The sequence below is a fragment of the Aliiroseovarius marinus genome, assembly GCF_050881025.1.
GTDB classification, from domain to species: Bacteria; Pseudomonadota; Alphaproteobacteria; order Rhodobacterales; family Rhodobacteraceae; genus Aliiroseovarius; species Aliiroseovarius marinus_A.
Genome location: NZ_JBNNXQ010000002.1, coordinates 653,520 through 677,419, shown reverse-complemented (window position 1 = coordinate 677,419; position 23,900 = coordinate 653,520). Strand labels below are relative to the sequence as shown.

At 60.5% G+C, this 23,900-nt stretch carries 25 protein-coding genes; 15 read left to right on the top strand and 10 right to left on the bottom strand.

Annotation, left to right across the window (positions count from 1 at the left end; genetic code table 11):
* The first annotated feature begins 25 nt into the window (after positions 1 to 25).
* Positions 26 to 1,489, top strand: a complete 1,464-nt coding sequence (gene glpK / locus ACRY08_RS08790) for a glycerol kinase GlpK (protein ID WP_432449535.1) — start codon at positions 26 to 28, stop codon at positions 1,487 to 1,489.
* Here the strand turns inward: glpK and ACRY08_RS08785 are convergent.
* Positions 1,479 to 1,718 carry a hypothetical protein gene (locus ACRY08_RS08785; RefSeq protein WP_432449534.1) on the bottom strand — a complete coding sequence of 80 codons (240 nt, stop codon included), beginning with the start codon at positions 1,716 to 1,718 and terminating at the stop codon, positions 1,479 to 1,481. The two genes, glpK and ACRY08_RS08785, sit on opposite strands and share 11 nt — an antisense overlap.
* A gap of 63 nt (positions 1,719 to 1,781) precedes the next feature.
* On the opposite strand from ACRY08_RS08785, the gene ACRY08_RS08780 reads away from it, so the two are divergent.
* Positions 1,782 to 2,150, top strand: coding sequence for a YigZ family protein (locus tag ACRY08_RS08780; RefSeq protein WP_432449533.1), 369 nt, complete (start codon positions 1,782 to 1,784; stop codon positions 2,148 to 2,150).
* Between the two features lie 79 nt (positions 2,151 to 2,229).
* Here ACRY08_RS08780 and ACRY08_RS08775 read toward each other — a convergent pair whose 3' ends face one another.
* A complete protein-coding gene (locus ACRY08_RS08775) occupies positions 2,230 to 2,685 on the bottom strand; it encodes a hypothetical protein (protein WP_432449532.1) in 456 nt (151 codons plus the stop codon).
* 363 nt (positions 2,686 to 3,048) lie between these two features.
* Here ACRY08_RS08775 and ACRY08_RS08770 point away from each other — a divergent pair, with 363 nt between their 5' ends.
* Positions 3,049 to 3,627, top strand: a complete 579-nt coding sequence (locus tag ACRY08_RS08770; protein WP_432449531.1) for a thymidine kinase — start codon at positions 3,049 to 3,051, stop codon at positions 3,625 to 3,627.
* Between the two features lie 66 nt (positions 3,628 to 3,693).
* On the opposite strand, the gene ACRY08_RS08765 is transcribed toward ACRY08_RS08770, so the two are convergent.
* The 4 genes from ACRY08_RS08765 to ACRY08_RS08750 form a co-directional block, all read right to left on the bottom strand.
* The gene (locus ACRY08_RS08765) at positions 3,694 to 4,644 is read right to left on the bottom strand and encodes a 2-hydroxyacid dehydrogenase (protein WP_432449530.1); all 951 of its coding nucleotides are present in this window, start codon (positions 4,642 to 4,644) and stop codon (positions 3,694 to 3,696) included.
* Positions 4,644 to 4,982, bottom strand: a complete 339-nt coding sequence (locus ACRY08_RS08760) for a tRNA-binding protein (protein ID WP_432449529.1) — start codon at positions 4,980 to 4,982, stop codon at positions 4,644 to 4,646. Before ACRY08_RS08760 ends, ACRY08_RS08765 begins: the two co-directional genes overlap by 1 nt.
* Positions 4,975 to 5,793 (bottom strand): pyrroline-5-carboxylate reductase, encoded by an 819-nt coding sequence (proC, locus tag ACRY08_RS08755; protein ID WP_432449528.1) that lies wholly within the window; start codon positions 5,791 to 5,793, stop codon positions 4,975 to 4,977. The genes ACRY08_RS08760 and proC overlap by 8 nt, the downstream gene beginning before the upstream one ends.
* 108 nt (positions 5,794 to 5,901) lie before the next feature.
* Positions 5,902 to 6,405 carry a YbjN domain-containing protein gene (locus ACRY08_RS08750; RefSeq protein WP_432449527.1) on the bottom strand — a complete coding sequence of 168 codons (504 nt, stop codon included), beginning with the start codon at positions 6,403 to 6,405 and terminating at the stop codon, positions 5,902 to 5,904.
* A gap of 327 nt (positions 6,406 to 6,732) precedes the next feature.
* Here ACRY08_RS08750 and ACRY08_RS08745 point away from each other — a divergent pair, with 327 nt between their 5' ends.
* The 4 genes from ACRY08_RS08745 to ACRY08_RS08730 all read left to right on the top strand — a co-directional run bounded on the left by ACRY08_RS08745 (position 6,733) and on the right by ACRY08_RS08730 (position 9,906).
* Entirely contained in the window at positions 6,733 to 8,019 is a 1,287-nt protein-coding gene (locus tag ACRY08_RS08745) for a lipoprotein-releasing ABC transporter permease subunit (protein ID WP_432449526.1), read from the top strand.
* Positions 8,012 to 8,689: an ABC transporter ATP-binding protein gene (locus ACRY08_RS08740; RefSeq protein WP_432449525.1), complete on the top strand. Its 678-nt coding sequence runs from the start codon at positions 8,012 to 8,014 to the stop codon at positions 8,687 to 8,689. Before ACRY08_RS08745 ends, ACRY08_RS08740 begins: the two co-directional genes overlap by 8 nt.
* 95 nt (positions 8,690 to 8,784) lie before the next feature.
* Positions 8,785 to 9,441, top strand: coding sequence for a DUF3047 domain-containing protein (locus ACRY08_RS08735; protein WP_432449524.1), 657 nt, complete (start codon positions 8,785 to 8,787; stop codon positions 9,439 to 9,441).
* Positions 9,442 to 9,504: 63 nt separating this feature from the next.
* Positions 9,505 to 9,906: a c-type cytochrome gene (locus ACRY08_RS08730; RefSeq protein ID WP_432449523.1), complete on the top strand. Its 402-nt coding sequence runs from the start codon at positions 9,505 to 9,507 to the stop codon at positions 9,904 to 9,906.
* A 176-nt stretch (positions 9,907 to 10,082) separates the two neighbouring features.
* On the opposite strand, the gene ACRY08_RS08725 is transcribed toward ACRY08_RS08730, so the two are convergent.
* Both ACRY08_RS08725 and parE read right to left on the bottom strand, forming a co-directional pair.
* A complete protein-coding gene (locus tag ACRY08_RS08725) occupies positions 10,083 to 10,865 on the bottom strand; it encodes a hypothetical protein (RefSeq protein WP_432449522.1) in 783 nt (260 codons plus the stop codon).
* Between the two features lie 3 nt (positions 10,866 to 10,868).
* Positions 10,869 to 12,827 (bottom strand): DNA topoisomerase IV subunit B, encoded by a 1,959-nt coding sequence (gene parE / locus ACRY08_RS08720; protein ID WP_432449521.1) that lies wholly within the window; start codon positions 12,825 to 12,827, stop codon positions 10,869 to 10,871.
* A gap of 173 nt (positions 12,828 to 13,000) precedes the next feature.
* On the opposite strand from parE, the gene ACRY08_RS08715 reads away from it, so the two are divergent.
* A complete protein-coding gene (locus ACRY08_RS08715; protein ID WP_432449520.1) occupies positions 13,001 to 14,155 on the top strand; it encodes a DNA alkylation repair protein in 1,155 nt (384 codons plus the stop codon).
* Here the strand turns inward: ACRY08_RS08715 and truA are convergent.
* Positions 14,119 to 14,898, bottom strand: coding sequence for a tRNA pseudouridine(38-40) synthase TruA (truA, locus tag ACRY08_RS08710; RefSeq protein WP_432449519.1), 780 nt, complete (start codon positions 14,896 to 14,898; stop codon positions 14,119 to 14,121). The genes ACRY08_RS08715 and truA overlap by 37 nt on opposite strands.
* A 199-nt stretch (positions 14,899 to 15,097) precedes the next feature.
* Between truA and ACRY08_RS08705 the strand changes: the two genes are divergently transcribed.
* The 5 genes from ACRY08_RS08705 to ACRY08_RS08685 are packed head-to-tail and all read left to right on the top strand — an operon-like array spanning position 15,098 to position 19,707.
* Entirely contained in the window at positions 15,098 to 16,513 is a 1,416-nt protein-coding gene (locus ACRY08_RS08705; RefSeq protein ID WP_432449518.1) for a YcjX family protein, read from the top strand.
* Positions 16,510 to 16,947, top strand: coding sequence for a GNAT family N-acetyltransferase (locus ACRY08_RS08700; RefSeq protein ID WP_432449517.1), 438 nt, complete (start codon positions 16,510 to 16,512; stop codon positions 16,945 to 16,947). The genes ACRY08_RS08705 and ACRY08_RS08700 overlap by 4 nt, the downstream gene beginning before the upstream one ends.
* The gene (locus tag ACRY08_RS08695; RefSeq protein WP_432449516.1) at positions 16,944 to 17,942 is read left to right on the top strand and encodes a YcjF family protein; all 999 of its coding nucleotides are present in this window, start codon (positions 16,944 to 16,946) and stop codon (positions 17,940 to 17,942) included. Before ACRY08_RS08700 ends, ACRY08_RS08695 begins: the two co-directional genes overlap by 4 nt.
* On the top strand, positions 17,939 to 19,234 hold the full coding sequence (locus tag ACRY08_RS08690) for an SDR family oxidoreductase (protein ID WP_432449515.1): 1,296 nt from the start codon (positions 17,939 to 17,941) through the stop codon (positions 19,232 to 19,234). Before ACRY08_RS08695 ends, ACRY08_RS08690 begins: the two co-directional genes overlap by 4 nt.
* A complete protein-coding gene (locus ACRY08_RS08685) occupies positions 19,234 to 19,707 on the top strand; it encodes a DUF2269 family protein (RefSeq protein WP_432449514.1) in 474 nt (157 codons plus the stop codon). The genes ACRY08_RS08690 and ACRY08_RS08685 overlap by 1 nt, the downstream gene beginning before the upstream one ends.
* A 2-nt stretch (positions 19,708 to 19,709) precedes the next feature.
* Here the strand turns inward: ACRY08_RS08685 and ACRY08_RS08680 are convergent, their stop codons facing one another.
* Entirely contained in the window at positions 19,710 to 20,138 is a 429-nt protein-coding gene (locus ACRY08_RS08680) for a group III truncated hemoglobin (protein ID WP_432449513.1), read from the bottom strand.
* 272 nt (positions 20,139 to 20,410) lie between these two features.
* On the opposite strand from ACRY08_RS08680, the gene ileS reads away from it, so the two are divergent.
* Both ileS and ACRY08_RS08670 read left to right on the top strand, forming a co-directional pair.
* Positions 20,411 to 23,314 carry an isoleucine--tRNA ligase gene (gene ileS / locus ACRY08_RS08675; RefSeq protein ID WP_432449512.1) on the top strand — a complete coding sequence of 968 codons (2,904 nt, stop codon included), beginning with the start codon at positions 20,411 to 20,413 and terminating at the stop codon, positions 23,312 to 23,314.
* Between the two features lie 72 nt (positions 23,315 to 23,386).
* Positions 23,387 to 23,845 carry a methylated-DNA--[protein]-cysteine S-methyltransferase gene (locus ACRY08_RS08670; protein WP_432449511.1) on the top strand — a complete coding sequence of 153 codons (459 nt, stop codon included), beginning with the start codon at positions 23,387 to 23,389 and terminating at the stop codon, positions 23,843 to 23,845.
* Positions 23,846 to 23,900: the final 55 nt, after the last annotated feature.

The following is a 23,900-nucleotide window of genomic DNA, read 5'->3' as shown; positions in this document are numbered from 1 at the left end:
TTATAAAAGCGACCGGGAGATCATCATGACCCATATCCTTGCCATTGATCAGGGCACGACCTCGTCGCGCGCCATCCTGTTTGATCGCGACATGCGCCCGACCCGCGTTGCGCAGCAGGAGTTCACCCAGCATTTCCCCGCCTCGGGCTGGGTGGAGCATGATCCCGAAGAGATCTGGGACAGTGTTGTCACCACCTGCCGCGAAGCCGCCCAGGGCGCAGATATCGCCGCCATCGGCATCACCAACCAACGCGAAACAACGCTGGTCTGGGACAGGGTCACAGGCGCGCCGGTCTATAACGCGATTGTCTGGCAGGATCGCCGCACCGCGGAGCAGTGCGCGGCATTGAAAGCCGAGGGGTTCGAGGCGCAGGTCACTGAGCGGACCGGTCTGTTGCTGGACCCCTATTTCTCGGCCACGAAACTGGCGTGGATTCTGGACAATGTCGACGGCGCACGCGCACGGGCCGAGGCGGGTGCGCTGGCCTTTGGCACCATCGACAGCTTCCTGATTTGGCGGCTTACGGGTGGGGCATCCCATGTCACCGACGCCACAAATGCCGCCCGCACCATGCTCTATGACATCAAATCGGGTCAGTGGGACGCAGACATCTGCGCGCGTTTGAACATTCCCATGTCGATGCTGCCCGAGGTGCGCGATTGCGCCGCGCATTTTGGCTCGACCAACCTGTTTGGCGCGTCGGTGCCCATTCTGGGCGTGGCGGGGGACCAGCAGGCCGCGACCATCGGGCAGGCCTGCTTTGAACCCGGCATGATGAAATCCACCTATGGCACGGGTTGCTTTGCGCTTTTGAACACGGGTGAGGTGCCGGTGAGTTCGGACAATCGCCTGCTCACGACCATTGCCTATCAGCTGGACGGCAAGGTGACCTATGCGCTGGAGGGCTCGATCTTTATCGCGGGCGCTGCGGTGCAATGGCTGCGCGATGGGCTGGGGATTATCGACAGTGCCGCCGAAACCACAGCGCTGGCGCAGGGCGCGGACCCCGCACAAGAGGTCATTTTGGTGCCCGCCTTCACCGGTATGGGCGCGCCATATTGGGATGCAGACTGTCGCGGGGCCATCTATGGGCTGACACGCGGGTCAGGCCCAAAAGAATTTGCCCGCGCAGCGTTGGAGGCGGTGGGCTTCCAGACGCGTGACCTTTTGGAGGCGATGCGCGCTGACATGCAGGGGCAAGGCGACACGGTTCTGCGCGTGGATGGGGGCATGGCGGCGTCGGATTGGGCGATGCAGTTTCTGGCTGATATCAACGGCGCTCAGGTGGATCGTCCGACCGTTCTGGAAACCACGGCGCTGGGCGTGGCGTGGCTGGCGGGCATGCAGGCGGGGATCTACCCGGATCAGGCGGGGTTTGCGTCCGCATGGGCGCTCGAGCGCAGCTTTGCACCGCAAATGGACCAAGCCACGCGCAGCGCACGCTATGGCGCGTGGAAAGATGCGGTGGCACGCACGCTCAGTCGTTAGGACCCTTGGTTTTATAAATCCCCTCGGGCAAGTTCAACGCAGCGGTCAGGTCACCAAGCTGCGAAGGTGACAAGGTGATCTTATGCACCAGATCGGTGCGCGGATCCCATTGCTCCAGCGTGACACAATCTTCAAACGCGTTGATCGTCACGTCTTCGTTCAGGGGATCGCGACCTTCATCCACCAGCGTGACAACGGTCGCATCGAATTCGTGTTCTATGGTAAACATAAGATCAGTTTAGCGCGCTTCGGGCCAAAGGCCAGCGTGAAGACGCAACAGGTGGCGAGGGGCATGCAGCAGTTCAGTGGATTTCTGACAGATCGCGGGTCGAAATATGCGGTCTCTGGTGGGCCGGTGCGCACGCGTGCGGATGTGAAGGCCTTTCTGAAACAGCTGACGCGCGACAAGCGATATGCCAAGGCCACACACAACACCTGGGCCGCCGTCTTGCCCGAAGGCGGAGGCGTCAAAGGAGACGATGGCGAGGCTGGCGCCGGCATGGTGATCTTGCGAAAACTGGAGCGCGAAGGGCTGGAGGGCCACGTGATCGTTGTGACCCGCTGGTTTGGTGGCACGAAATTGGGCGGTGACCGGTTCCGGCGGGTACAGGATGCGGTGGATTACTATCTGCATCATGCAGATTTGACGCAGGGGCCATGAAAAGCCCATCGCGTCACGGGGCTGGAAAGCTGTTTGTCAGGTCCCCGGCAAAATGGCCTGTCGGGTCTGGCCCGTGGCCTTAACCCGCTTCTTCTTCCAGATGCAGTTTCATGTCGATCAACACATGCTGAAGCGCCAGTGTTTCACGCAAAAGCCGCTTGGCTTCGTTGATGGTGATGATGCCATCCTCGATCGACTGCTGATATTCCGCCATCAGCATGGCAAACCGCTGCGATAGGGCAATCACATCTGTGTTCACACCACCTTCGGGCGCGTTTTTACGCTCGCTGTCATAAGACATGGTGATGCCACGCAGTTCCGCCAGAGCGCTGGTCACATGAGGATAGCGGGCGGCTTCTTCCAGAGCAGCCACAGCATCGACGGGCATGAAGCGATCAGAATGCTCGTCACTGTCAGAATAGTAACGCCCCAGAGTCGCCTTGGATTTTCCAGTTAGTTCGCACGCGGCCTCCAGACCCACATCCTTGACCAGAGCCTCGGTGTGCTTCTTCAGATAACTGCCAACACTGTCCATTCACGCATACCTTCTTTTGCGGGCCTATTGCCGAAGCGCGGCCTCGCGGGGGAATTCCAGCCCCCTTTTCCCACTAATTCACGCCTAAGGGAACTGGTTTATTGATTACAGAACGAGTTGATGAATTCGAGTTGTGCCGCGTGTAACGAGCACGGTGCAAGGAAGGGCCCACGTTTTGTATTGGGTGGGGCGCGTCAGTGGCGTGTTGTGAGGCAGAAGTGAGTAGCGAGTAAAGAGGTCTGTTCCATCCCCAGGGCGCATGTCGCCCACTGACCTCGGGTATCACTGCCTCGCCCTTTCTTGCCCATTTTCTGCGCTGCTTTTGGTTGCATGGAAAGGGTTCTCGGCGTAATTCCCAATGCTATGGCAAAGCTCTATTTCCACTACTCGACCATGAATGCAGGGAAATCGACCCTGCTTTTGCAGGCCAGTCACAACTATCGTGAGCGGGGCATGCAAACCTATCTGATCACAGCACAATTTGACAATCGGGCCGGAGAGGCGCGCATAGGCAGCCGCATCGGCATCGGCTGCGATGCGGATACGTTTGGCACCGAGGAAGATCTGTTTGCAAAGCTCGCGCGTCGACTGGAAGAGGGGCCATGCGCCTGTGTGTTCATCGATGAAGCGCAGTTTCTCAGCCGCGATCAGGTCTGGCAGCTGGCGCGTGCGGTGGATGATCTGGGCGTGCCGATCATGTGCTATGGGCTGCGGGTGGATTTTCAGGGCGAGCTGTTTCCCGGTTCGGCTGCGTTGTTGGCGCTGGCCGATGAGATGCGCGAAGTGCGCACGATCTGCCATTGCGGCAAGAAGGCCACGATGGTGGTGCGGCAGGACGATCAGGGCCGGGTCATGACCGATGGTGATCAGGTGCAGATCGGCGGAAACGAGACCTATGTGTCCCTGTGCCGCCGCCACTGGCGCGAGGCCACTGGCAACTGATTGTGCGCCTTCGGCGCGCATGTCACCTCGCCGTGCGGCGGCTCGGGTTGGCGCGTGAAATATGTGCTAGATCGGGGTTGGCAGGGGCGCTCCTTTTGCGAAGGCTTCGATATTGTCCATGGCCAACATGCCCATATCCGTGCGCACTTCTAGCGTGGCCGTGCCAAGGTGGGGTAGGAGGGTGACATTCTCGCGGGCAATAAGTTCGGCAGGCACCTTCGGTTCGAACTCGTAGACATCCAGACCTGCGCCTGAGATCTGGCCAGTGTCCAACGCCGTGATCAGGGCCGCCTCGTCGACGATTTCGCCGCGCGCGATGTTGATCAGGATGGCGTGTGGCGGCATGGCGGCGAGGGTCTTTGCCCCGATCAGGTGGTGCGTGTCCGTCCCGCCCGGCACCGCGATGACAAGGATGTCGGCCGCTTTGGCCACGGCCTCGATGCTGCCCAGTTGCGTGGCGGGCACATCAGGGGTCTTGGGCGAGCGGTTGTGAAAGACGACCTTCATGCCAAATCCGTGGTGACAGCGCTGTGCGATGGCTTCGCCGATGCGCCCCATGCCGATGATCCCGACCGTTTTGCCCGAAACATGCTGGCCCAGCAGCTGAGTGGGATGCCAGCCTTCCCAGTTTCCTGCGCGCAACATCCGCTCGCCTTCGCCAGCCCGGCGCGCGGTCATCAGGATCAGGGTCATGGCCGTGTCCGCGGTAGCGTCTGTGACTGCACCCGGCGTGTTGGAGACCTGAAGCCCGTGGGCTTTTGCGGCATCCACGTCGATGTGGTTGTAGCCCACACCGAAATTGGCCAGCAGGCGCGCCCGGATCGGGCCGGCGGCGCTGAATACATCGGCAGAATAGAGGTCACCCAGAGTGGGCAGAACGATGTCGAAGTCACGCAGGCTGGTGACCATTTCATCATGGGTCAGTGGTGTTGTCTTTTCGCGCACCGTGGCGTCAAAGCCCGCGCGGGCGCGATCTAGCACGGCGTTGGGCAGTGGGCGTGAGATGAAGAGTTTCATCAGTACATCCGCGCACCGTTGGGAACAGACTTGTCGGGGGTCAAAAGCACCACTTCGCCGTTAGGGTCGGGCACGCCCAGCACCAGAACTTCGCTCATCACCGGACCGATCTGGCGGGGCGGGAAGTTCACCACGGCCATGACCTCTTTCCCGACTAGGTTTTCGGGGGCGTAATGCGCGGTGATCTGGGCGGATGATTTCTTTTCTCCCAGCTCCCCTCCGAAATCGACCCAGAGCTTGATGGCGGGTTTGCGCGCTTCGGGAAAGGGTTCGGCGCGGGTCACAGTGCCCTTGCGGATGTCGACTTTCATGAAGTCGTCGAAGGTAATTTCAGCCATTTGCAAGCTCCTTGGAACGGTCGGCGGCGGCTTTGACCGCGCGGGTCAAAAGCGCAGGGAAGCCGTTGTTTTCGTCCATCAGGACAGACAGGGCAGCGGCGGTGGTGCCGCCCGGGCTGGTCACGTTCACACGCAACTGGGCGGGGTCGTCGTCGGCCTCTTCAGCCAGTGCGCCCGCGCCGCCCACGGTGGCTTTGGCCAATTGCATGGCAAGGCCCTCGGACAGACCCTGTTTTACGCCTGCGGCCGCCAGCGTCTCGATCAGGTGGAACACATAGGCCGGGCCAGAGCCGGACACGGCGGTGACCGCGTCCATCTGGTGTTCGCCCTCCAGCCGCACCACCTGACCCACGGCAGATAGAAGCGCTTCGGCCAGGTCCATATGGGCAGCACTTGCCTGTGCGTTGCCGCAAATCGCAGTGATGCCACGCCCGATGGCGGCGGGCGTGTTGGGCATGGCGCGGATGATCGGCGTGTCGGTGCCCAGCATCGCCTCGTAAGTGGCAATCGGTGTCCCTGCGGCGACGGAAAGGAACAGGGTAGATCCGTTGCCAAGCTGTTTCAGCGCGGGCAGGGCTTCGCTCATCATCTGGGGCTTCACCGCGATGAGGACAATCGCGGGGTCAGCGGGCAGATCGGTGTTCAGGTTCAGCCCGTCGCGGGATTTCAACCAATCCGACGGGAAAGGGTCTGTCACCCATACAGAAGTCGCGGGCACGCCGTCCGACAGCCAGCCTTCAAGCATCGCCGATCCCATCTTCCCGCAGCCCAGCAGAACAAGTCCGCGTGTTTTCAGATCATCCAGTGTCATGTGTCCCCCGGTGCATGTGTCGCCTCATGGATAGCGCGTTTCTGCCCGTGGGCCAGCAAAAAAAGCCCGGCATCCGCCGGGCTCTCAATTCTACTTGCCAGAACTGTCTTATGCGCGCCCGTAGGCCTCGGCGATGGCCACCTGAAGCGCGTCTTCCACACTGCGGTCTGTCCATGACACCAACTGGAAAGCCGGATAGAACCGTTCGGACGTGGCCACGGCAGAGGCGATCAGCTGATCGATTTGCTCAGGTCCCGCAAACAGCCCACCGGTCAGAGCAAGCCCATACCGATACACCATCAAACGCTGCTCTTCCCAGTAGGTGAACGCCCCGGTCCAGCACATGTCATTGGTGCGATTAAGCGCCTCATAAAGACGAGGGAGTGCGTCTTCGGGCGGCTCCATCTCGAATGTGCAAATCAGCCGGAGCGTTTCGTCGTAAGGCGACCATGCAAGAGTGATTGAATAGGTGCGCCATTGCCCTTCCACCGCCATTGCAATCTGATCGTCCGCGACCCGGTCGAATTCCCATGCGTGATGTTCGGCTATGGTTTCAACAATATCAATCGGGTGAAGATCTTCACTTTCAATGTACTGCTCGGTGGCGGCCATGGCTCTGCCCTTCCATTGGTGTCAGCTTCGTTTTGTCGGGCGACTAAGAAATCGTGACTGCGCGTCGCGGCGACCACTAAAGCTTGATGCCTGTACTAGGTTCGGCGTTCTTTGCGTCAAACCTTACTAGATATGGTGCCGAATGCGGGACTCGCTGTAAAGGAAAAGTTTCGCGCGTTCAGGACTTGTCCACAGAAAACTTTGGGTTCTCCACAGGTTACCGCGGTTTTGCACAATAGGCGGAAGCGGGCCAAAGGGGGGCAGGCGGCTTGACCTTACCCGCCCAAACCCCCAATTTGCGCGAAACTTGACCAGTCAGGAGCCGCCGTGCCCAGCCGAACAGCCCCGTTTTCCCGCTTTGAATGGCAGATCGCGTGGCGCTATCTGCGCGCCCGCCGGGCCGAAGGTGGGGTCAGCACAATGACCTGGATCAGCCTAGTGGGCATCACGCTGGCCGTCGCCGCCCTGATCATCACACTGGCCGTGCGCACCGGGTTTCGCGATGAATTTGTTGACACCATTCTGGGGGCCAATGCCCATGTCGAGGTGTTTGCCCAGAGCTATGTAAACGAAAATGGCCAGATCGTGCGCAGCATTGTCGACTATGACGGCTGGGCAGAGAAAATCGCCACCGTGCCCGGCGTGACCCGCGCCGCCCCGCTTGTGAAGGGGCAGGTCATGGCCAATCGCGGGCAGACCAATGCGGGCGTCGAGGTGTTCGGCATCACCTATGAGGACCTTCTGACCATTCCGCGCATTGCGCGCCCCGAAAGCTTTGTGGGCGACCTGTCAGCCTTTGAACGTGGCATCGCCATCGGATCAGGTGTGGCGGGCGAGCTGAACGTGGGCGTTGGCGATAAGATCAAGATCATCTCGCCCAACGGGATCAAAACCGCCTTTGGCACCAGCCCGCGCGTGAATGCCTACGAGGTCACCTATATCTTCACCGCCGGGCGCTGGGACATTGACCGCACGCGTGTCTACCTGCCGCTGGCCGAGGCGCAGAGTTTTTTCAACCGTGAAGGTTTTGCAGATGAGATCGAGGTGATGGTTCAGGACCCGGAGGGCATCGACGACCTTCTCATGCCGATCATGGAGGCGGTGCAGGAACCGTCCAGCGTCTGGACATGGCGCGATCGGTCCGGGGCCTTCCTTCGGGCGCTCGACATGGAGGACAATGTGATGTTCATCATCCTGTCGGTGCTGGTGCTGATCGCCTCGATGAACATCACCTCGGGCCTGATCATGCTGGTCAAGAACAAGGGCCGCGACATTGGTATCCTGCGCACCATGGGCCTGACCGAAGGGTCAATCCTGCGCGTATTTTTCATCTGCGGGTCGCTGACCGGCGTGGTGGGGACGATTGCGGGTGTGATACTGGGCTGCCTCTTCGCCCTGAACATCGACAGTATCTTTGCGGCCGTGAACTACTTTGCGGGCGGCGGCGTCTGGGATCCTTCGATCCGGGGCATCTATCACCTGCCTGCGAAACTGGTCTTTGCCGATGTGGCTTCGGCGGTGGGCCTGTCGCTGACCCTGTCCTTCCTCGTGACACTCTTTCCTGCGCGCAAAGCCGCGCGGATGAACCCGGTAGAGGCGCTGCGCTATGAATGACACGGTTCTGAGCCTTTCGGGCATCACCAAAACCTATAACGAAGGCACGCCGGGCGAAATTCGCGTGCTGCGCGGGGCAGAGCTGTCCATCGCCAAAGGCGAGGTTGTCGCGCTGGTCGCGCCCTCAGGCTCCGGCAAGTCGACACTTCTGCACATCGCGGGGCTTCTGGACACGGCCGACGCGGGCGAGGTCGCGATCAACGGGCAGGCGATGGGCGCGCAATCCGACCGCCGCCGCACCGCCACGCGCCGAAATGAGGTGGGCTTTGTCTATCAGTTCCACCACCTGCTGCCCGAGTTCACCGCGCTGGAAAACATCGTGCTGCCGCAGCTGGCCAATGGCATCAGCGAAGGTGCCGCCCGTGATCACGCGATGGATCTGATGGCCCGCGTGGGCGTTGACACCCGCGCCAGCCACCGCCCGGCGGAACTGTCTGGCGGGGAACAGCAGCGGGTGGCGTTCTGCCGCGCGCTGGCCAATCGCCCGGCGCTTTTGTTGGCCGATGAGCCCACCGGAAACCTTGATCCTGACACGTCGGACACGGTGTTCGCGGCGCTGATGGAGCTGGTGCGCGATACGGGGCTTTCCGCGCTGATCGCCACCCATAACCTTGACCTCGCCGCGCGCATGGACCGCACGCTGAAGCTGGATGGCGGGCGCATCCTCTGACCGCTCGCGCGCCCTGACATTCGCGTGAGGGTGCATTGCCTGCGCCGCGCATTTGGGCAATCTGGACGCAGCTTTCCTTTGTGCCGGAGCCCCCAATGCGCCTTTTGTCCCTTGCCTTCGCCCTGACCGTCGCCCTGAACTTCACGGCCACAACCGCCTTGGCCGGCCCGGTGAACTTCAGCGATTGGCGCACCCATTGGTTTGCCATCTTCTCGAAAGTCAGCTTCACCCCGAAAGGTGGCGCCATGGGGGTCGACGCCGACGGGGCCGTGTCGATCATCTATGACCGCCTTGGCCCTCAGGATTGGTCCGCCCGCAAAGCCAGTTGGCGCTGGGGGGTGACCCAATCCGTGCCCGCCACCGACCTGACACGCAAAGGGGGCGATGACCGCAATCTGGCGCTTTACTTCGCCTTTCTGCCAAAGCCCGAGGCCGAACGCCTGAAGGGCAGCCGGTCCCTGCGCAAACTCTTGAACCACCCCGAGGGCCGCGTGCTGGTCTATGTGCGCGGGGGCAAACACGCGCGCGGATCGGTGCTGGGATCACCCTATCTGGGCGCACGCGGCAAGACGATTGTTCTGCGGCCCTCAGGCACGGGCAGCCATACGGAAAAGGTCGATCTGGCACGTGACTACCGGCGCGCTTTCGGGGCAGAGCCAACCGCGCTGGTGGCGCTCGCCCTGTCTGCCGACAGCGATGATACCGACAGCCAGATCAGCGCAGAGGTTTCGTCGCTGACCTTGTCAGACTGAGGGCTTGCGCCCAGACGGCTGCGTGTTAGAATCATGTGAAAGCAATCTCTTAGCGAGACCCACATGCTCCGCGCCTTACCCTTCGCCCTGATCCTTCTGGCTGCCTGCCAGCCGGAGAACCCGTTTTCGACCGAGAAAACCGTGGACCTGTCCGAAATGACCGGGGCCGAGATCTATGCCGCGAACTGCGCCGCCTGCCACGGCGATGACGCCAAAGGCGGAGAGCTGCCCGCAGCCCCCGACCTGACCACGCTCACCGCCCGCCACGGCGGCAAATTCCCCGCACGCTTCGTCATGTCCACCATCGACGGCTACGCCCAAGGCACGCAACGTGGGCCGATGCCCGAGTTTGGCCTGCTCTTGGACAGCGAGATCGAGGTCTGGGTGGATGAGAAGGGCGTGCAAACCCCGACCCCGGCGGCGCTGGTCAGGCTGGCGGAGTATTTGGAAGGGGTGCAGGGGTAACCTGCGCAACATAGGGCCACGCTCGACCCTGGGTGGGCGTCGTGAACCTGTTTGAATTGCTGAACTTTCCCACATTTGAAACGCTACGTTTGTCGTAACGTTGCAAAACGCCCTCCCGGGGGGAGGGTCGGGCGTGGCCCGTGCGGTGCACGTGCCATGTAGCTCGCTGAGGCTTTCTATTTTGTATTTGGTTCGTCAAGCCATTCCGCTTCACGAGGATGCCCTTCTACTGGTGCCAAATACCATAGGACTCCCCACCGTATCGATTTGGCATCCTTTTTGACGGGAAATGGAATGTGGAACAGTAGAAGATACATCATCGAGAGAGTTATCGAAATAGCACCAAATCCGCATGAAATTCTTTCTAGAATATTGGCTTCTGCATCAAACGATATGACCAGTTGTTCGTTTAGAACAAAGCCACCAAAAACGAAAAATGGAATGGACAAAGAGAAAATGACCATTAGCAACGCAGTGTTCAAGAAATTAGAAATCGGAAATTTTTCTTTGATGAAGCTGTTCAAGAAGAGCGGAATACCGAGAGAATTCTCCGAGTATCCTTTCAACTGTCTGAGAACTTCTACTGAGAAACCTGGAAGAGCAAGCTTAGCTCCATGTCGAACTCTGAGAGACATTGCAACTGAGAGCTGATTGAAAGCTATGATAAGCAGCAAGAAAAGAAAGCTAGTTACGGACAGAAAATAGGCAACCGGAACGGAGGCCTTAATCTGAAAAAGTGAGATGGAAAGTAAGTTGTTTTCCCTCAATGAAGTCACAATCAGATAAGCAGCTAAGATTTGCCCACAAAACTTCACAAGCTGCAGAATTGCTTTGTTCTCTAGATCGCAAAGAATCTCCAGCTTTCGTAGCCAGTTTTGTTCGCATGGGTTCATTCTACGAAGTGTCGTATCGAACTCGTGCATTTTTAGGCGTTTGATCGAAATCCATTTTGTTTTCATTCGCTAAACATCCAACTCCTCCACAAACTTCGCGTTCTCCTGAATATACTGGAAACGAAGTTCGGGTTTTTTGCCCATCAGCTGCTCGACCAAAGTGGCGGTTTCGCCGGGTTCGTCCTCGTCGATGGTCACGCGGATCAGCGTGCGCGACGCCGGGTCCATCGTGGTTTCTTTCAGGTCTTTCGCGTCCATCTCGCCCAGACCTTTAAAGCGGCTGACGTCAATCTTGCCTTTGCCGCCCAGACCTTTTTCCAGATGTGCGTCGCGTTCAGCCTCGTCGATGCAATAGACGCGGCGCGCCCCTTGGGTCAGGCGAAAGAGCGGCGGGCAGGCCAGGTAAAGGTGGCCTGCGTCGATCATCGGGCGCATTTGGGTGAAGAAAAACGTCATCAGCAGCGAGGCGATATGCGCGCCGTCCACATCCGCGTCGGTCATGATGATGATCTTGTCATAGCGCAGATCATCCACGTTGAACTTGGTGCCCAGCCCCACGCCCAGCGCCTGGGTCAGGTCCGATATTTCGGCATTGGTGCCAATTTTTGAACTGGCCGCGCCCAGCACGTTCAGGATTTTCCCGCGCAGAGGCAAAAGCGCCTGTGTCTTGCGGTTGCGGGCCATCTTGGCCGATCCGCCCGCGCTGTCACCCTCGACGATGAACAGCTCGGTGCCTTCGCGGTTGGTGGCGGAGCAATCCACCAGCTTGCCGGGCAGGCGCAGCTTCTTGGTGGCGGATTTGCGTTGCGTTTCCTTTTCCTGACGGCGGCGCAGGCGTTCTTCGGCGCGCAGCACAAGGAAATCCAGAATGGCGCCCGCGGATTTCGTATCTGCCGCCAGCCAGTTGTCGAAATGGTCGCGCACGGATTGTTCGACCATTTTATTGGCGGCCTCGGTTGACAGGCGGTCCTTGGTCTGGCCGACAAAGGCCGGGTCGGCAATGAAGCAGCTGACCAACGCACAGCCGCCCGTCAGCAGGTCGTCGCGGGTGATGTTCGCGGCCTTCTTGTTGCCCACCAGCTCGCCATAGGCTTTGATGCCTTTCAGGATCGCGGCCCAGAAGCCGGTGACATGGGTGCCACCTTCGGGCGTGGGCACGGTGTTACAGTAGGACTGGATGTAGCCATCGCGCGAGGGCGTCCAGTTGATCGCCCATTCGACATAGCCCGGTTCACCAAACCGCTCGCGAAACTCGACCTTGCCGGCAAAGGGCTGCTCGGCATAGACGGATGCGCTGCCCAGTGTTTCTTTCAGGTAATCCGCCAGACCGCCGGGGAAATGGAAGGTGGCTTCCGTTGGGGTTTCGCCGTCATCAATGTGGGATTTCCAGCGGATTTCCACGCCCGAGAAGAGGTAGGCCTTCGAGCGCACCAGCGTGAACAGCCGCTTGGGTTTGAAGCGGTGTTTGCCAAAGATTTCCTCGTCCGCGTGGAAGGTGACCTCGGTGCCGCGCTTGTTTGGGGCCGCGCCGATTTTCTCGACCGGACCCAGTGGCACGCCGCGCGAAAAGCGCTGTTCGAACATCTCTTTGTTTTTGGCCACCCGCACGACCATGCTGTCGGACAGCGCGTTCACCACCGACGAGCCAACCCCGTGCAGACCACCCGAGGTCTGATAGGCCTTGCCCGAGAACTTGCCGCCCGCGTGCAGCGTACACAGGATAACCTCAAGCGCGGATTTGTCGGGGAATTTCGGGTGCGGATCGATCGGAATACCGCGCCCGTTATCGGTGATCGAGACCGAATAGTCGTCGTTCAGCGTGACCTCGATCCGGTTGGCATGGCCTGCCACGGCCTCGTCCATCGAGTTGTCGAGGATTTCGGCGACCATATGGTGCAGCGCGCGCTCATCGGTGCCGCCGATATACATGCCGGGCCGCTGGCGCACAGGCTCCAACCCTTCAAGCACCTCGATGGATGAGGCGTCATAGTCGTCGGGGCCTTGTCCGGCCAGAAGGTCTTCGCTCATGGAATGCTGCCCAAAATTCTTGTTTTGTGGCCTGCATTATGGCCGAGCGCGCGGGCAGGGGAAAGCCCCAACTGCGCCATGTCAGCAGAGAGTGTCAGGAGCTTTCACCAGGGGGCTTGAGTTGGGCGCGATGCGCAGTCAAGGTGGGGGTATTTCGTGAACATGGGGTGGATATGTCCGACTATCCGAATTTGAAAGACCAGCTTGTTAATCCAGAGAAAGTTGCACGTCTGGCCGGATGGGTTGAAGCTGCGATGCCTGATTTCAAGCGCGCCGATTTTGTTGTGGAGGTGAGTGCGCAACTGCCTGAGCTAGAGCTGAAAGCGCGTCTGTTTTCGATTGCCGAAGCTTTGGGGCGGCATCTGCCTCAGGATTTCTCATCGGCCGCTCAGATCATTCACGACGCTTTGCCGCCTGAGCTTGATCCATCCCTCAAGGATGATGATTTTGGCGAATTTATCTTTGACGGGTTTGGGCAATTCGTGGCCGCATATGGGATCGAGCACCCCAAGACAGCCTTGCCTTTGCTACATGCTCTGACGCGCCGGTTTTCCATGGAGTTCGCGCTGCGCCCGTTCTTGATCCGGCATAAGTCGTTTGTGCTGGATCAGCTGCACAGCTGGGCGCGTGATGACAATTACCATGTGCGGCGGCTGGTCAGTGAAGGCACGCGCCCCAACTTGCCATGGGGTCAAAAGATTGGCTGGGATGTGACCGACGCAATGCCGCTATTGGATCAGCTCTATGGCGACCCCACGCGTTTTGTGACCCGTTCGGTTGCCAACCATTTGAATGATATCGCGAAAACACATCCTGATCTGGTGGTGGACACATTGGCCCGCTGGCAGGGCGAAGACCGGCAGTCGGAAAAGGAGCTGGCGTGGATCACCCGCCACGCCTGCCGCACATTGATCAAACAAGGCCATCAGGGTGCATTGGAGTTTTTGGGATACCGACCGGATGCAAAGGTAACGCTTGGCGCGATTGATTTGCAGCCATCGGATCGCAGGGTGGCGATCAATACGGCGCTGACAGTTTCGTTCGACGTGACCGCCGAATGTGATGAGCCGGTGATCGTCGACTATGTGATCCGGTTCCAGCGCGCGCATGGCAAAGCCGCCGACAAAGTGTTCAAGCTGAAACAGGCGCATCTGAAAGCCGGGCAAAGCGTGGCACTGTCCAAACGTCATCTTTTCAAAGGCAATGCCACAACGTTCCGACTGTATCCCGGCCCGCATGTGCTGATTGTGCAGATCAACGGGCGACAGGTGGCCGAAGCACCGTTTGAGCTTTACGATGCAGAGGGATCAAACGGATCATCCGGATAGGTGACCCCCGCAAGATAAAGCCCTTGGGGCGGGCTGACCGGGCCACAGGCGGTTCTGTCACGGGCCTCCAGCGCGCGGGTCACATCGTCGGGTGACCATGATCCCGCGCCCACCTGTTCCAGCGTGCCGATGAAGCTGCGCACCTGATTGTGCAAAAAAGAGCGTGCCCGCACATGGAAGCGATATTCAGTGCCGGTTGGCAAAGCCACCTCTTCAACGCGCAATTCGTCCAATGTCTTCACCGGGCTTTCGGCCTGACAGATCGTGGAGCGGAAGGTGGTGAAGTCATGTTGCCCCAACAGCCGGTCGGCCCCTGCCTGCATGGCACCTGCATCTAGTTTTCGCTTCACATGCCAGGCAAGGCCGCGTTCATGCGTCAACGGGGCCCGGCGGGAAATCAGGCGAAACAGATAGCGCCGCTCGCGCGCTGAAAACCGGGCATGAAACTCCTCCCCAACAACGGCGCAATCATTGATCGCAATCCGCGCTTTTCTCAGATGATGGTTCAGCGCCTCAGACAGACGAAATGGCGCCCAGTCACGGGCCAGATCAATATGCGCCACCTGTGCCAGACCGTGCACACCGGCATCCGTGCGCCCCGCCGCCGCCAGCGTATGAGGTCCCGGCTCCAGCTTCTCCAGCGCAGCCTCGATGGCCCCCTGAACAGAGGGGTGCTCTTTCTGGCGCTGCCAGCCGGCATAGCCTGCCCCGTGATATTCGATCTTGAACGCAAATCTTGGCATATGCTTCGCATAACCCGATGCCCAACAGGCGACAAGCTCCCCTTGTGCCATTTTCTTGTCCAAAATACCTCGGGGTGAGCCGCAAAGCGGCGAGGGGCAGCGCCCCTTTCCACGGGGAGTACCGCATAAAACCTCCCCTCTGGTGAAACCGCCACCGTGCCCCTATCTTCCAATTGAGCAGAAAAGAAGGAGACCTCCTGTGGGGCTTGGCGACATCGCGGATAGCATCTCTCGACAGATCGAGGCGATCGGTGACGCAACCAGCGAGGCGCTTTTTGAGCCCGTGATCCGCCTGGGTGTGACCGGGCTGTCACGCGCGGGCAAAACGGTCTTCATCACCTCGCTTGTCGCCAATCTGATGAACCGTGCCCGCATGCCCGGCCTGATGGCGGCTGCAAATGGCCGGATCGAAACCGCTTTTTTGCAACCCCAGCCCGACGATACCGTGCCGCGGTTCGACTATGAAACGCATCTGTCAGCCATGACCGGCCCCGCGCCACATTGGCCGGACAGCACCCGCGCGATTTCGGAACTGCGCCTGTCTTTCCGGGTACAGCCCAGCGGGCTTTTGGGGGGCTTGCGCAGCGCGCGCACGGTGCATCTGGATATCGTGGACTATCCGGGGGAGTGGCTTTTGGACCTCGCCCTGCTGGACGTCTCTTACACGGATTGGGCTGCGCAGACACTGAACCGGATTGATCGCCGCGCACAGGCGCAGGACTACCTTGCCATGGCGCGCAGCACCGGGGCCGACGATAAACTTGACGAGATGCAGGCCAAGCGACTGGCCGCCAGTTTTGCGGGCTATCTGAAAGCCGCGCGTGAAGACGGGTATTCCGATTGCACGCCCGGACGTTTTCTGCTGCCCGGTGACATGGCGGGGAGCCCCGCCCTGACCTTTGCGCCTCTGCCCAAGCCAGATACGACCCCGCGCGGCAGTCTTTGGCGCGAGATGGATCGGCGCTTTGAGGCCTATAAATCCCGCGTTGTGAAACCTTTCTTTCGCGATCATTTTGCCCGGATCGACCGGCAGGTTGTGCTGGTGGATGTGTTGGGTGCCATTCACGCAGGCCCCGCCGCACTGGAGGATCTGCGCGGTGCCATGGCTGAAATCCTCACGGCCTTCAATCCCGGTCGCAACAGCCTGCTGTCGACGCTTTTGATGCAACGCCGTGTGGAACGCATTCTCTTTGCCGCCACCAAAGCCGATCACCTGCATCACACGCAACATGCCCGCCTGACCGCCATCACCGAAGCGCTTTTGCGCGATGCGCGCGACCGGGCTGACTTCGCAGGTGCCAAGACAGCCGCCATGTCACTGGCCGCTTTGCGCACGACCACGGAAGAAACCATGGACCATGACGGGCAGCGGCTTGATTGCGTGCGGGGGCGGCTTCTGGACAGCGGAAAAACGGCGGCATTTTACCCCGGCGCCCTTCCCGAAGACCCGTCCCAGCTTTTGAAGCCTGCGCGCAAAGGCGCAGAGCGCTGGCTCGAGGCGGACTATCAGGTCATGCGCTTTGCACCTGCCGAGATTTTGATGCGCCCCGGTGAAGGCCCGCCTCATATCCGGCTCGACAAGGCCGCCGAGTTTCTGATCGGAGACCGGCTATGATCCTTGCCCCCGCCATGCCTGCAGATGCCCCGGCAATCGCCAACATCCTGTCTGGCTGGAATGCTGCAACCCCGTGGATGCCGCGCGTTCATTCCCGCCAGTCCGAAAAAGGCTTCGCGGCCCTGTTGGTGGCACGTGGATGGACCACTGTCGCGCGTTCAGGCGGGCGTGTGACAGGGTTTCTGTCGCGCGATGAGGCCGAGATTCACGCGCTCTATGTTGCCCCGCATGCGCGTGGGTCTGGGGTTGGAAAAGCGCTGCTTGATCGCGCCAAGGCCACACAGATGAGGTTGTCGCTTTTTACCTTCGCCCGCAATGAACCTGCCCAGCGGTTCTATCTGCGCGAAGGGTTCACCGAGGCCTATCGCACCGATGGGTCAGGCAATGACGAAGGTCTTCCCGACATCCGCTATGACTGGAGGCGCGCCGCATGAACGACAAGACACCCGGCCCCGTGCTGATCGAACTGGACGGTCCAGCGCCGCAAAACCCGGCCGAAGCCCCGCCCGTTCCTGAAACCCACCTTCCCGATACGACAGGGGCCGCCATGCAGGGCGCGATCGCCGTGGCGGGGCGTCGGCCTTCACGTCTGGCGCGCTGGTTCTGGTCGCTTTTGCTGGCGATCCTTGGCTTTGTCCTGTCGGTCGCCGCACATGGTTTTGTCACCGATTTGATCGCACGTCAGCCCGTGCTGGGCTATGTCGCTTTGGCCTTGGTGGCGGGGTTCGTGTTTGTGCTGTTGATCATCGCGCTGCGCGAATGGATTGCCTTTGCGCGATTGCGCCGCGTGGATGCGCTTCAGCAGGCCGCAGAAACCGCCCTTGCACAGGATGATCTGGCTGCAGCGCGAGGCGTCATGACCCGCCTGAAACGACTGTATCAGGGTCGAGATGACATGCGTTGGGGGCTGGACCGGTATCACGAACGCGAAGCTGACCTCTTGGACGCGGACACGATCTTCGCCCTTGCCGAGACCGAACTGATGGCACCTCTGGACGCCGCCGCGATCAAAGAGGTCGAGGCCGCGGCGCGCCAGGTCGCCACCGTCACCGCCATCGTGCCCATTGCTCTGGCCGATGTGGCCACGGCGCTGACCGCCAATATCCGCATGATCCGCCGCGTGGCCGAGATCTATGGCGGCCGGTCGGGCGTGTTGGGCAGCTGGCGTTTGACCCGCGCGGTCATGGCGCATCTGGTCGCCACGGGGGCGGTTGCTGTTGGCGACGATATGTTGGGATCACTTGCAGGCGGTGGCATGCTGTCGAAACTCTCGCGCCGTTTCGGCGAAGGCGTGGTCAACGGTGCGCTCACGGCCCGTGTCGGCGTCGCTGCGCTCGAGGTTTGCCGCCCTCTGCCCTTCGGTGAAGGGAAACGGCCAAGCGTCACGGGCATCGTGAAACGCGCGTTGACGGGGCTGTTTGGCAAATGAAACGGGTTTTGGTTCTGGGTGCCTATGGCCTGATCGGAGCCGAGGTCACGCGCCATCTGCTGGCGCAAGGCCATGACGTCACTTGTTTGGGGCGGTCGAGCCGGGCCGCATTGAAGGCTTTCCCGGATGTGCCATGGGTCATCCGGGATATGACCGAGATGTGTGCCGAACAGGATTGGCATGATGTGCTTGCGGATATGGATGCCGTGGTAAATTGCGCTGGCGCACTTCAGGACGGCCCTCGTGACCATCTGCAGGCCGTTCATGTCGACGCGATTTCTGCATTGGCGCGCGTCGCGGCAGCGCGAAACATTCAGATCGTTCAGATCTCGGCAGCGGGCGTATCAGACACGGCGTCGACCGCGTTTTTCCGTACCAAGGCTGCTGGCGATCAGGCCTTGTTGGGCAGCGGAGGTCCGGTTGTGATTTTGCGCCCCGGTCTGGTTTTGGCCCCGCAATCCTATGGGGGGACGGCGCTTATCCGGCAGCTGGCAGCCTTTCCGCTTGTGCAGCCCCTGGCCCTGAAGGCCACGCCTATTCAAACAGTGTCGGTGAAAGATGTGGCGCTTGGCGTTCAGCACGCATTGGCGGGGCGTCTGCCCGATCGATCCGTTTTGGATCTGGTCGAGCCGGAGGCCCACAGCCTGGCCAAGGTCGTCGCCGCGCACCGGCATTGGCTGGGGGTTGCGCCAGCGCGTCTGACGATTGCCGCGCCCCGTTGGGCGCTGGGTGGCATTGGAAAACTGGCGGACGCTCTTGGTCGGCTTGGATGGCGGTCACCGCTCAGAACAACGGCAATTGAGGTTCTGAAGGATGGGGTGCGCGGCGACCCAGACCCATATCGCGCCTTGATTGGCGATGTCACGCCGCTGCACAAAACGCTCGCAGGCTTTGAAAGCAGCGGCTTACATGTGCTGAAGGCACGGCTGGCGTGGTTCGTGCCTCTTGGCATCGCGATCCTGTCGCTTTTTTGGATGCTTTCTGGCGTGGTCGGGATCATCTCGGTTGGTGCCGCCGCCGAGGTTTTGACCCGCGTGGGGTGGCCGATGTGGATGGCGAAGCTGTCGGTCCTGTTTTGGGCGGCAGTGGACTTGGCGCTCGGTGCCGCGATCCTGTATCGGCCATGGGTGCAAAAGGCACTGTTGGGGATGTTTCTTACCTGCGCGATCTACCTGATTTCGGCCAGCGTGGTGACCCCCGGTTTGTGGCTGGATCCTTTGGGGCCACTGGTCAAAATCCTGCCAATCATGTTGGTGATTGCCTTGATGTCACCGCTTCTGGAGGACCGCTGATGGAGTGGGATCTGCTGCTTCGGCTTGCCCATATCATGGGGGCTGTGGTCCTTATGGGAACCGGTGCGGGGATCGCGTTTTTCATGGTCATCGCACAGCGCAGTGGCGACCCGAAACTGATCGCCCATGTTGCGGGGATCGTGGTGCTGGCGGACACGTTGTTCACCGCGACGGCAGCGATTGCACAGCCGATTACCGGTACACTTCTGGCGTGGTCCCTTGGTTGGAGCTTGTGGGACAGCTGGATTGTCGTGGCAATCGGGCTCTATGTATTCGTCGGAATTTTCTGGCTGCCCGTCGTCTGGATTCAGATCCGGTTGCGTGACCTGGCACAGCAAGCTGCCGATCAGGGTCGGCCGCTGCCAGACGCCTATCACCGGCTCTATCGCATCTGGTTTGCCTTCGGCTGGCCTGCCTTCGCCGCGATGATTGCGATATTTTGGGTGATGCTGGCCCGTCCCGATTTCTGGTAGCTTTAGCCCAAGCTGGGCACGCGATGTGACGGGCGCGTCATGTCCTCGACCCCCATGCGCAACCCGCGCCCGATCCGGTGAACCAAAGCGATCCATGCGCGAGCGGTGTCGGGGGGCAGAGTGTCCGTTGCGATTTCCTCGAACAGGGCAATCCATGGATCGAAATGGTTGGGGCGGACATTGCCCGCTTGCATATGTGCACGCATCGGATTGCCCTCGTAGCCCGGCTCGCGCAGGATGGCACCGCGCCAGAAACGGGCGATCAGGGCAATATGGGCATCCCATTCGGCATCGCTTTCGCCAACATGCCCGTTGAAGATCGGACCAAGTTCGGGGTGGTGACGAATGCGGGCATAGAAACGGGTCAACACCGCGTCGATCTCATCGCGGGAAATGTCAAAAAGCCGAAGTGGATTGGGTGCGTGTGTCATGGGATACCTCTTACCTGACTGAAATAGTCAATTCGCCACGCAGAGCAAAGCAGGGATTGCAGGACATTTCAGCGCAGCCCGCACGCCAAAGGTGCCTTTACGCCGCGCCTGCACAGGCCTATAACGCCCTCATGATGCATCTGAAGGCCATCATTATTCGAATTATCAGCCCGGCGCTCTGATCCAGACGAGCCGCCGGGACAAGGCGCATGGACGACCCGCGCCGCCCCCACCCTGATAAATGACGACATTTCCTGAAAAGGACCGGACACATGTGTGCCGACACGCCCGAATATAAAGACACGCTGACCCTTCCCGTAACCGATTTCCCGATGCGCGCTGGCCTGCCCAAGCGCGAGCCTGAATGGCTGGCCCGGTGGGAAAAGATCGGCGTCTATGACCGCCTGCGTGAGACCGCTGGCGACCGCGAACCCTTCATCCTGCACGATGGCCCCCCGTACGCGAACGGCCATCTGCATATCGGCCACGCGCTGAACAAGACGATCAAGGACATGATCGTGCGTTCGCACCAGATGATGGGCCATGACGCGCGTTACGTGCCCGGCTGGGACTGCCACGGTCTGCCGATCGAATGGAAGATCGAGGAGCAGTACCGCAAGAAGGGCAAGAACAAGGACGACGTGGACGTAGTCGACTTCCGTCAGGAATGCCGCAAGTTCGCCGAAGGCTGGATCGACATCCAGCGCGACGAATTCAAGCGTCTGGGCATCACCGGCAAGTGGGCTGATCCTTACCTGACCATGGACTTCCACGCCGAACGCGTGATCGCCGAGGAGTTTATGAAGTTCCTGATGAACGGCACGCTGTATCAGGGATCAAAACCCGTGATGTGGTCGCCGGTTGAAAAGACCGCGCTGGCCGAGGCTGAGATCGAGTATCACGACCACAAGTCGCACACGATCTGGGTGCCGTTCTCGTTTGCCAATGCCGAAGGCGATCTGGCCGAGGCGCGTGTCGTGATCTGGACCACGACCCCGTGGACGATCCCGTCGAACAAGGCCGTCGCGTATAACGACAAGATTGCCTATGGCCTGTACCGTGTGGACGCGACCGAGGAAGAAAGCTGGACCGCAGCGGGTCAGACCTACATCCTAGCCGACGCTCTGGCAGAGGATGCGCTGGTAAAATCCCGCGTGACCGACTTCACCCGCCTGCGCGAAGTGGCCGCGGACGAGCTGGCTGGTCTGATCTGTAAGCACCCGTTCAACGGTGCCGACGGTGCCGATGGCTTCTGGGACTACGACGTTCCGATGATCGACGGCGACCACGTGACAGATGACGCGGGCACGGGTTTCGTGCACACCGCGCCCAGCCACGGTGCCGACGACTATGAAGCTTTCGTCGCCCGCAACTGGATCGACCGCATGACCCACAATGTGGGCGAGGAATCGGAATTCCTGCCACACGTCCCGTTCTTCGCAGGCCTGCAAGTCTTTGACCGTAAGGGCAAGGAAGGCAAAGCCAACAACGCCGTGATCGCCAAACTCGTCGAAGCCGGCGGCATCATCGCGCGCGGCCGCGTGACGCACTCCTATCCGCATTCGTGGCGGTCGAAAGCACCGATCATCTATCGCAACACGCCGCAGTGGTTTGCATCCGTGGACCGCGAGGTTGGCGACGGGCAGGACGAGATGGGCAAGACCATCCGTGAACGCGCCCTGAACTCGATCGACCAGCTGGTGAAATGGTGGCCGCAGACCGGTCGCAACCGGCTCTACTCGATGATCGAAGCTCGCCCGGATTGGGTTCTGTCGCGTCAACGCGCCTGGGGTGTGCCGCTGACCTGTTTCGTGAAAAAAGGACTGCTGCCGACCGACGAAGGCTTCCTTCTGCGTGACCCCGCCGTGAACGCGCGCATCGCCGAGGCGTTCGAGGCCGAGGGTGCTGACGCATGGTACGCCGACGGCGCGAAAGAGCGTTTCCTTGGCAACGAACACAATGCCGATGAATGGGAGCAGGTCTTCGACGTGCTCGACGTGTGGTTCGACTCTGGCTCGACCCACTCCTTCGTTCTGCGTGACCGTGAAGACGGCACGCCGGACGGCATCGCCGATGTCTATATGGAGGGCACCGACCAACACCGCGGCTGGTTCCATTCCTCGCTTCTGCAGGCCTGCGGCACCAAGGGCCGTGCGCCTTACAAGAACGTCGTAACCCACGGCTTCACGCTCGACGAGAAGGGCATGAAAATGTCCAAGTCTCTGGGCAACACCATCGTGCCCGAGCAGGTCGTGAAGCAATATGGCGCCGACATCCTGCGCCTCTGGGTGGCCCAGACGGATTACACGGTTGATCAGCGGATCGGGCCGGAAATCCTGAAAGGCGTGGCCGACAGCTATCGCCGTCTGCGCAACACGATGCGTTTCATGCTGGGCAATCTGCATGGGTTTGATGAGGCCGAACGTGTGGACGTCGCTGACATGCCCGAGTTGGAGCGCTGGGTGTTGCACCGTCTGGCGGAACTGGATCATGTCGTGCGCGAAGGCTACAAAACCTTCGACTTCCAGGGCGTGTTCTCGGCCGTGTTCAACTTCGCCACAGTGGACCTGTCGAGCTTCTATTTCGACATCCGCAAGGACGCGCTCTACTGCGACGGGGCAGACAGCCTGAACCGCCGCGCCGCGCGTACCGTGTTGGACATCCTGTTCCACCGCCTGACCACATGGCTCGCGCCGGTTCTGGTCTTCACGATGGAAGATGTGTGGCTGGAGCGCTTCCCGGGCGACGAAAGCTCGGTCCACTTGGTCGACTTCCCGGTGACACCCGCCGATTGGCTGGACGAGCCGCTGGCTGCGAAATGGTCGGGCATCCGTCAAGTGCGCCGTGTCGTCACCGCCGCTCTGGAAATCCAGCGCCGCGACAAGGTGATCGGCGCATCGCTGGAAGCGGCCCCGGTTGTGCATGTGCGTGACGAAGACGTGCTGGGATCGCTCAAGTCGGTGAACTTCGCGGATGTCTCGATCACCTCGCAAATCGTGCTAACAAACGACCCGCTGCCTGCCGAAGCTTTCCGCGTGCCGGAGGTCGAAGGCGTGGGTGTGGTGTTCGAAAAAGCCTCAGGCGAGAAATGCCAGCGCTGCTGGAAAATCCTGCCGGATGTGGGCAGCCACGATCACGCGGGCACCTGCGGACGTTGTGACGACGCGCTGTCCTAACCGACACGAAACCGCAAAAAACGGAGCGCCCCGGCCATTGTGCCGGGGCGTTTTCTTTTGCACCATGCGGGCATGAATATCGCGGTGGTGGATAGCCCGGTCGGGCGTTTGGGTGTTGTGGAAGACGGTGGGGCGATTACGCGTCTGCGTTGGAATGTTGACCCGGAAGGCGAGCTGACTCCCATGCTGGTCGAAGCCCAAGCCCAACTGCGTGCCTATTTCGACGGGGCGCTGACCAAATTCGATCTGCCCACCCGTGTCATGGGCAGCGATTTTCAGCGCGCTGTGTGCGCTGCCATGTCCGCCATTCCCTACGGAGATACCCTGACCTATGGCGAGATTGCCAAACTGACAGGTAACTCGGCGCAGGCTGTGGGGAATGCTTGCGGCGCGAACCCGATCCCGATCATCATCCCCTGCCATCGGGTGATGGGGGCGGGGGGCAAGCTGGTTGGGTTTTCCGGCGCAGGCGGGGTCGAGACAAAAGTTCAGCTCTTGCGTCTTGAAGGGGCGGCCGGGTTGCTTATTTGAGAAGTTCGGCCCAAAAACAACGCCCGGTGCCGGGCGTGCGGGGTCAGACAAGGGG

What these genes read in the sequence shown, in the direction of transcription:
- ACRY08_RS08680 (WP_432449513.1), bottom strand. Translation starts at nt 20,138, where the DNA reads ATGACACACGCACCCAATCCACTTCGGCTTTTTGACATTTCCCGCGAT.
- ACRY08_RS08780 (WP_432449533.1), top strand. Translation starts at nt 1,782, where the DNA reads ATGCAGCAGTTCAGTGGATTTCTGACAGATCGCGGGTCGAAATATGCG.
- proC (WP_432449528.1), bottom strand. Translation starts at nt 5,793, where the DNA reads ATGACACTGGATGATCTGAAAACACGCGGACTTGTTCTGCTGGGCTGC.
- ACRY08_RS08740 (WP_432449525.1), top strand. Translation starts at nt 8,012, where the DNA reads ATGAATGACACGGTTCTGAGCCTTTCGGGCATCACCAAAACCTATAAC.
- ACRY08_RS08725 (WP_432449522.1), bottom strand. Translation starts at nt 10,865, where the DNA reads ATGAAAACAAAATGGATTTCGATCAAACGCCTAAAAATGCACGAGTTC.
- ACRY08_RS08695 (WP_432449516.1), top strand. Translation starts at nt 16,944, where the DNA reads ATGAACGACAAGACACCCGGCCCCGTGCTGATCGAACTGGACGGTCCA.
- ACRY08_RS08750 (WP_432449527.1), bottom strand. Translation starts at nt 6,405, where the DNA reads ATGGCCGCCACCGAGCAGTACATTGAAAGTGAAGATCTTCACCCGATT.
- ACRY08_RS08685 (WP_432449514.1), top strand. Translation starts at nt 19,234, where the DNA reads ATGGAGTGGGATCTGCTGCTTCGGCTTGCCCATATCATGGGGGCTGTG.
- ACRY08_RS08690 (WP_432449515.1), top strand. Translation starts at nt 17,939, where the DNA reads ATGAAACGGGTTTTGGTTCTGGGTGCCTATGGCCTGATCGGAGCCGAG.
- ACRY08_RS08700 (WP_432449517.1), top strand. Translation starts at nt 16,510, where the DNA reads ATGATCCTTGCCCCCGCCATGCCTGCAGATGCCCCGGCAATCGCCAAC.
- ileS (WP_432449512.1), top strand. Translation starts at nt 20,411, where the DNA reads ATGTGTGCCGACACGCCCGAATATAAAGACACGCTGACCCTTCCCGTA.
- ACRY08_RS08730 (WP_432449523.1), top strand. Translation starts at nt 9,505, where the DNA reads ATGCTCCGCGCCTTACCCTTCGCCCTGATCCTTCTGGCTGCCTGCCAG.
- ACRY08_RS08765 (WP_432449530.1), bottom strand. Translation starts at nt 4,644, where the DNA reads ATGAAACTCTTCATCTCACGCCCACTGCCCAACGCCGTGCTAGATCGC.
- ACRY08_RS08770 (WP_432449531.1), top strand. Translation starts at nt 3,049, where the DNA reads ATGGCAAAGCTCTATTTCCACTACTCGACCATGAATGCAGGGAAATCG.
- ACRY08_RS08670 (WP_432449511.1), top strand. Translation starts at nt 23,387, where the DNA reads ATGAATATCGCGGTGGTGGATAGCCCGGTCGGGCGTTTGGGTGTTGTG.
- glpK (WP_432449535.1), top strand. Translation starts at nt 26, where the DNA reads ATGACCCATATCCTTGCCATTGATCAGGGCACGACCTCGTCGCGCGCC.
- ACRY08_RS08715 (WP_432449520.1), top strand. Translation starts at nt 13,001, where the DNA reads ATGTCCGACTATCCGAATTTGAAAGACCAGCTTGTTAATCCAGAGAAA.
- ACRY08_RS08775 (WP_432449532.1), bottom strand. Translation starts at nt 2,685, where the DNA reads ATGGACAGTGTTGGCAGTTATCTGAAGAAGCACACCGAGGCTCTGGTC.
- parE (WP_432449521.1), bottom strand. Translation starts at nt 12,827, where the DNA reads ATGAGCGAAGACCTTCTGGCCGGACAAGGCCCCGACGACTATGACGCC.
- ACRY08_RS08735 (WP_432449524.1), top strand. Translation starts at nt 8,785, where the DNA reads ATGCGCCTTTTGTCCCTTGCCTTCGCCCTGACCGTCGCCCTGAACTTC.
- ACRY08_RS08785 (WP_432449534.1), bottom strand. Translation starts at nt 1,718, where the DNA reads ATGTTTACCATAGAACACGAATTCGATGCGACCGTTGTCACGCTGGTG.
- truA (WP_432449519.1), bottom strand. Translation starts at nt 14,898, where the DNA reads ATGCCAAGATTTGCGTTCAAGATCGAATATCACGGGGCAGGCTATGCC.
- ACRY08_RS08760 (WP_432449529.1), bottom strand. Translation starts at nt 4,982, where the DNA reads ATGGCTGAAATTACCTTCGACGACTTCATGAAAGTCGACATCCGCAAG.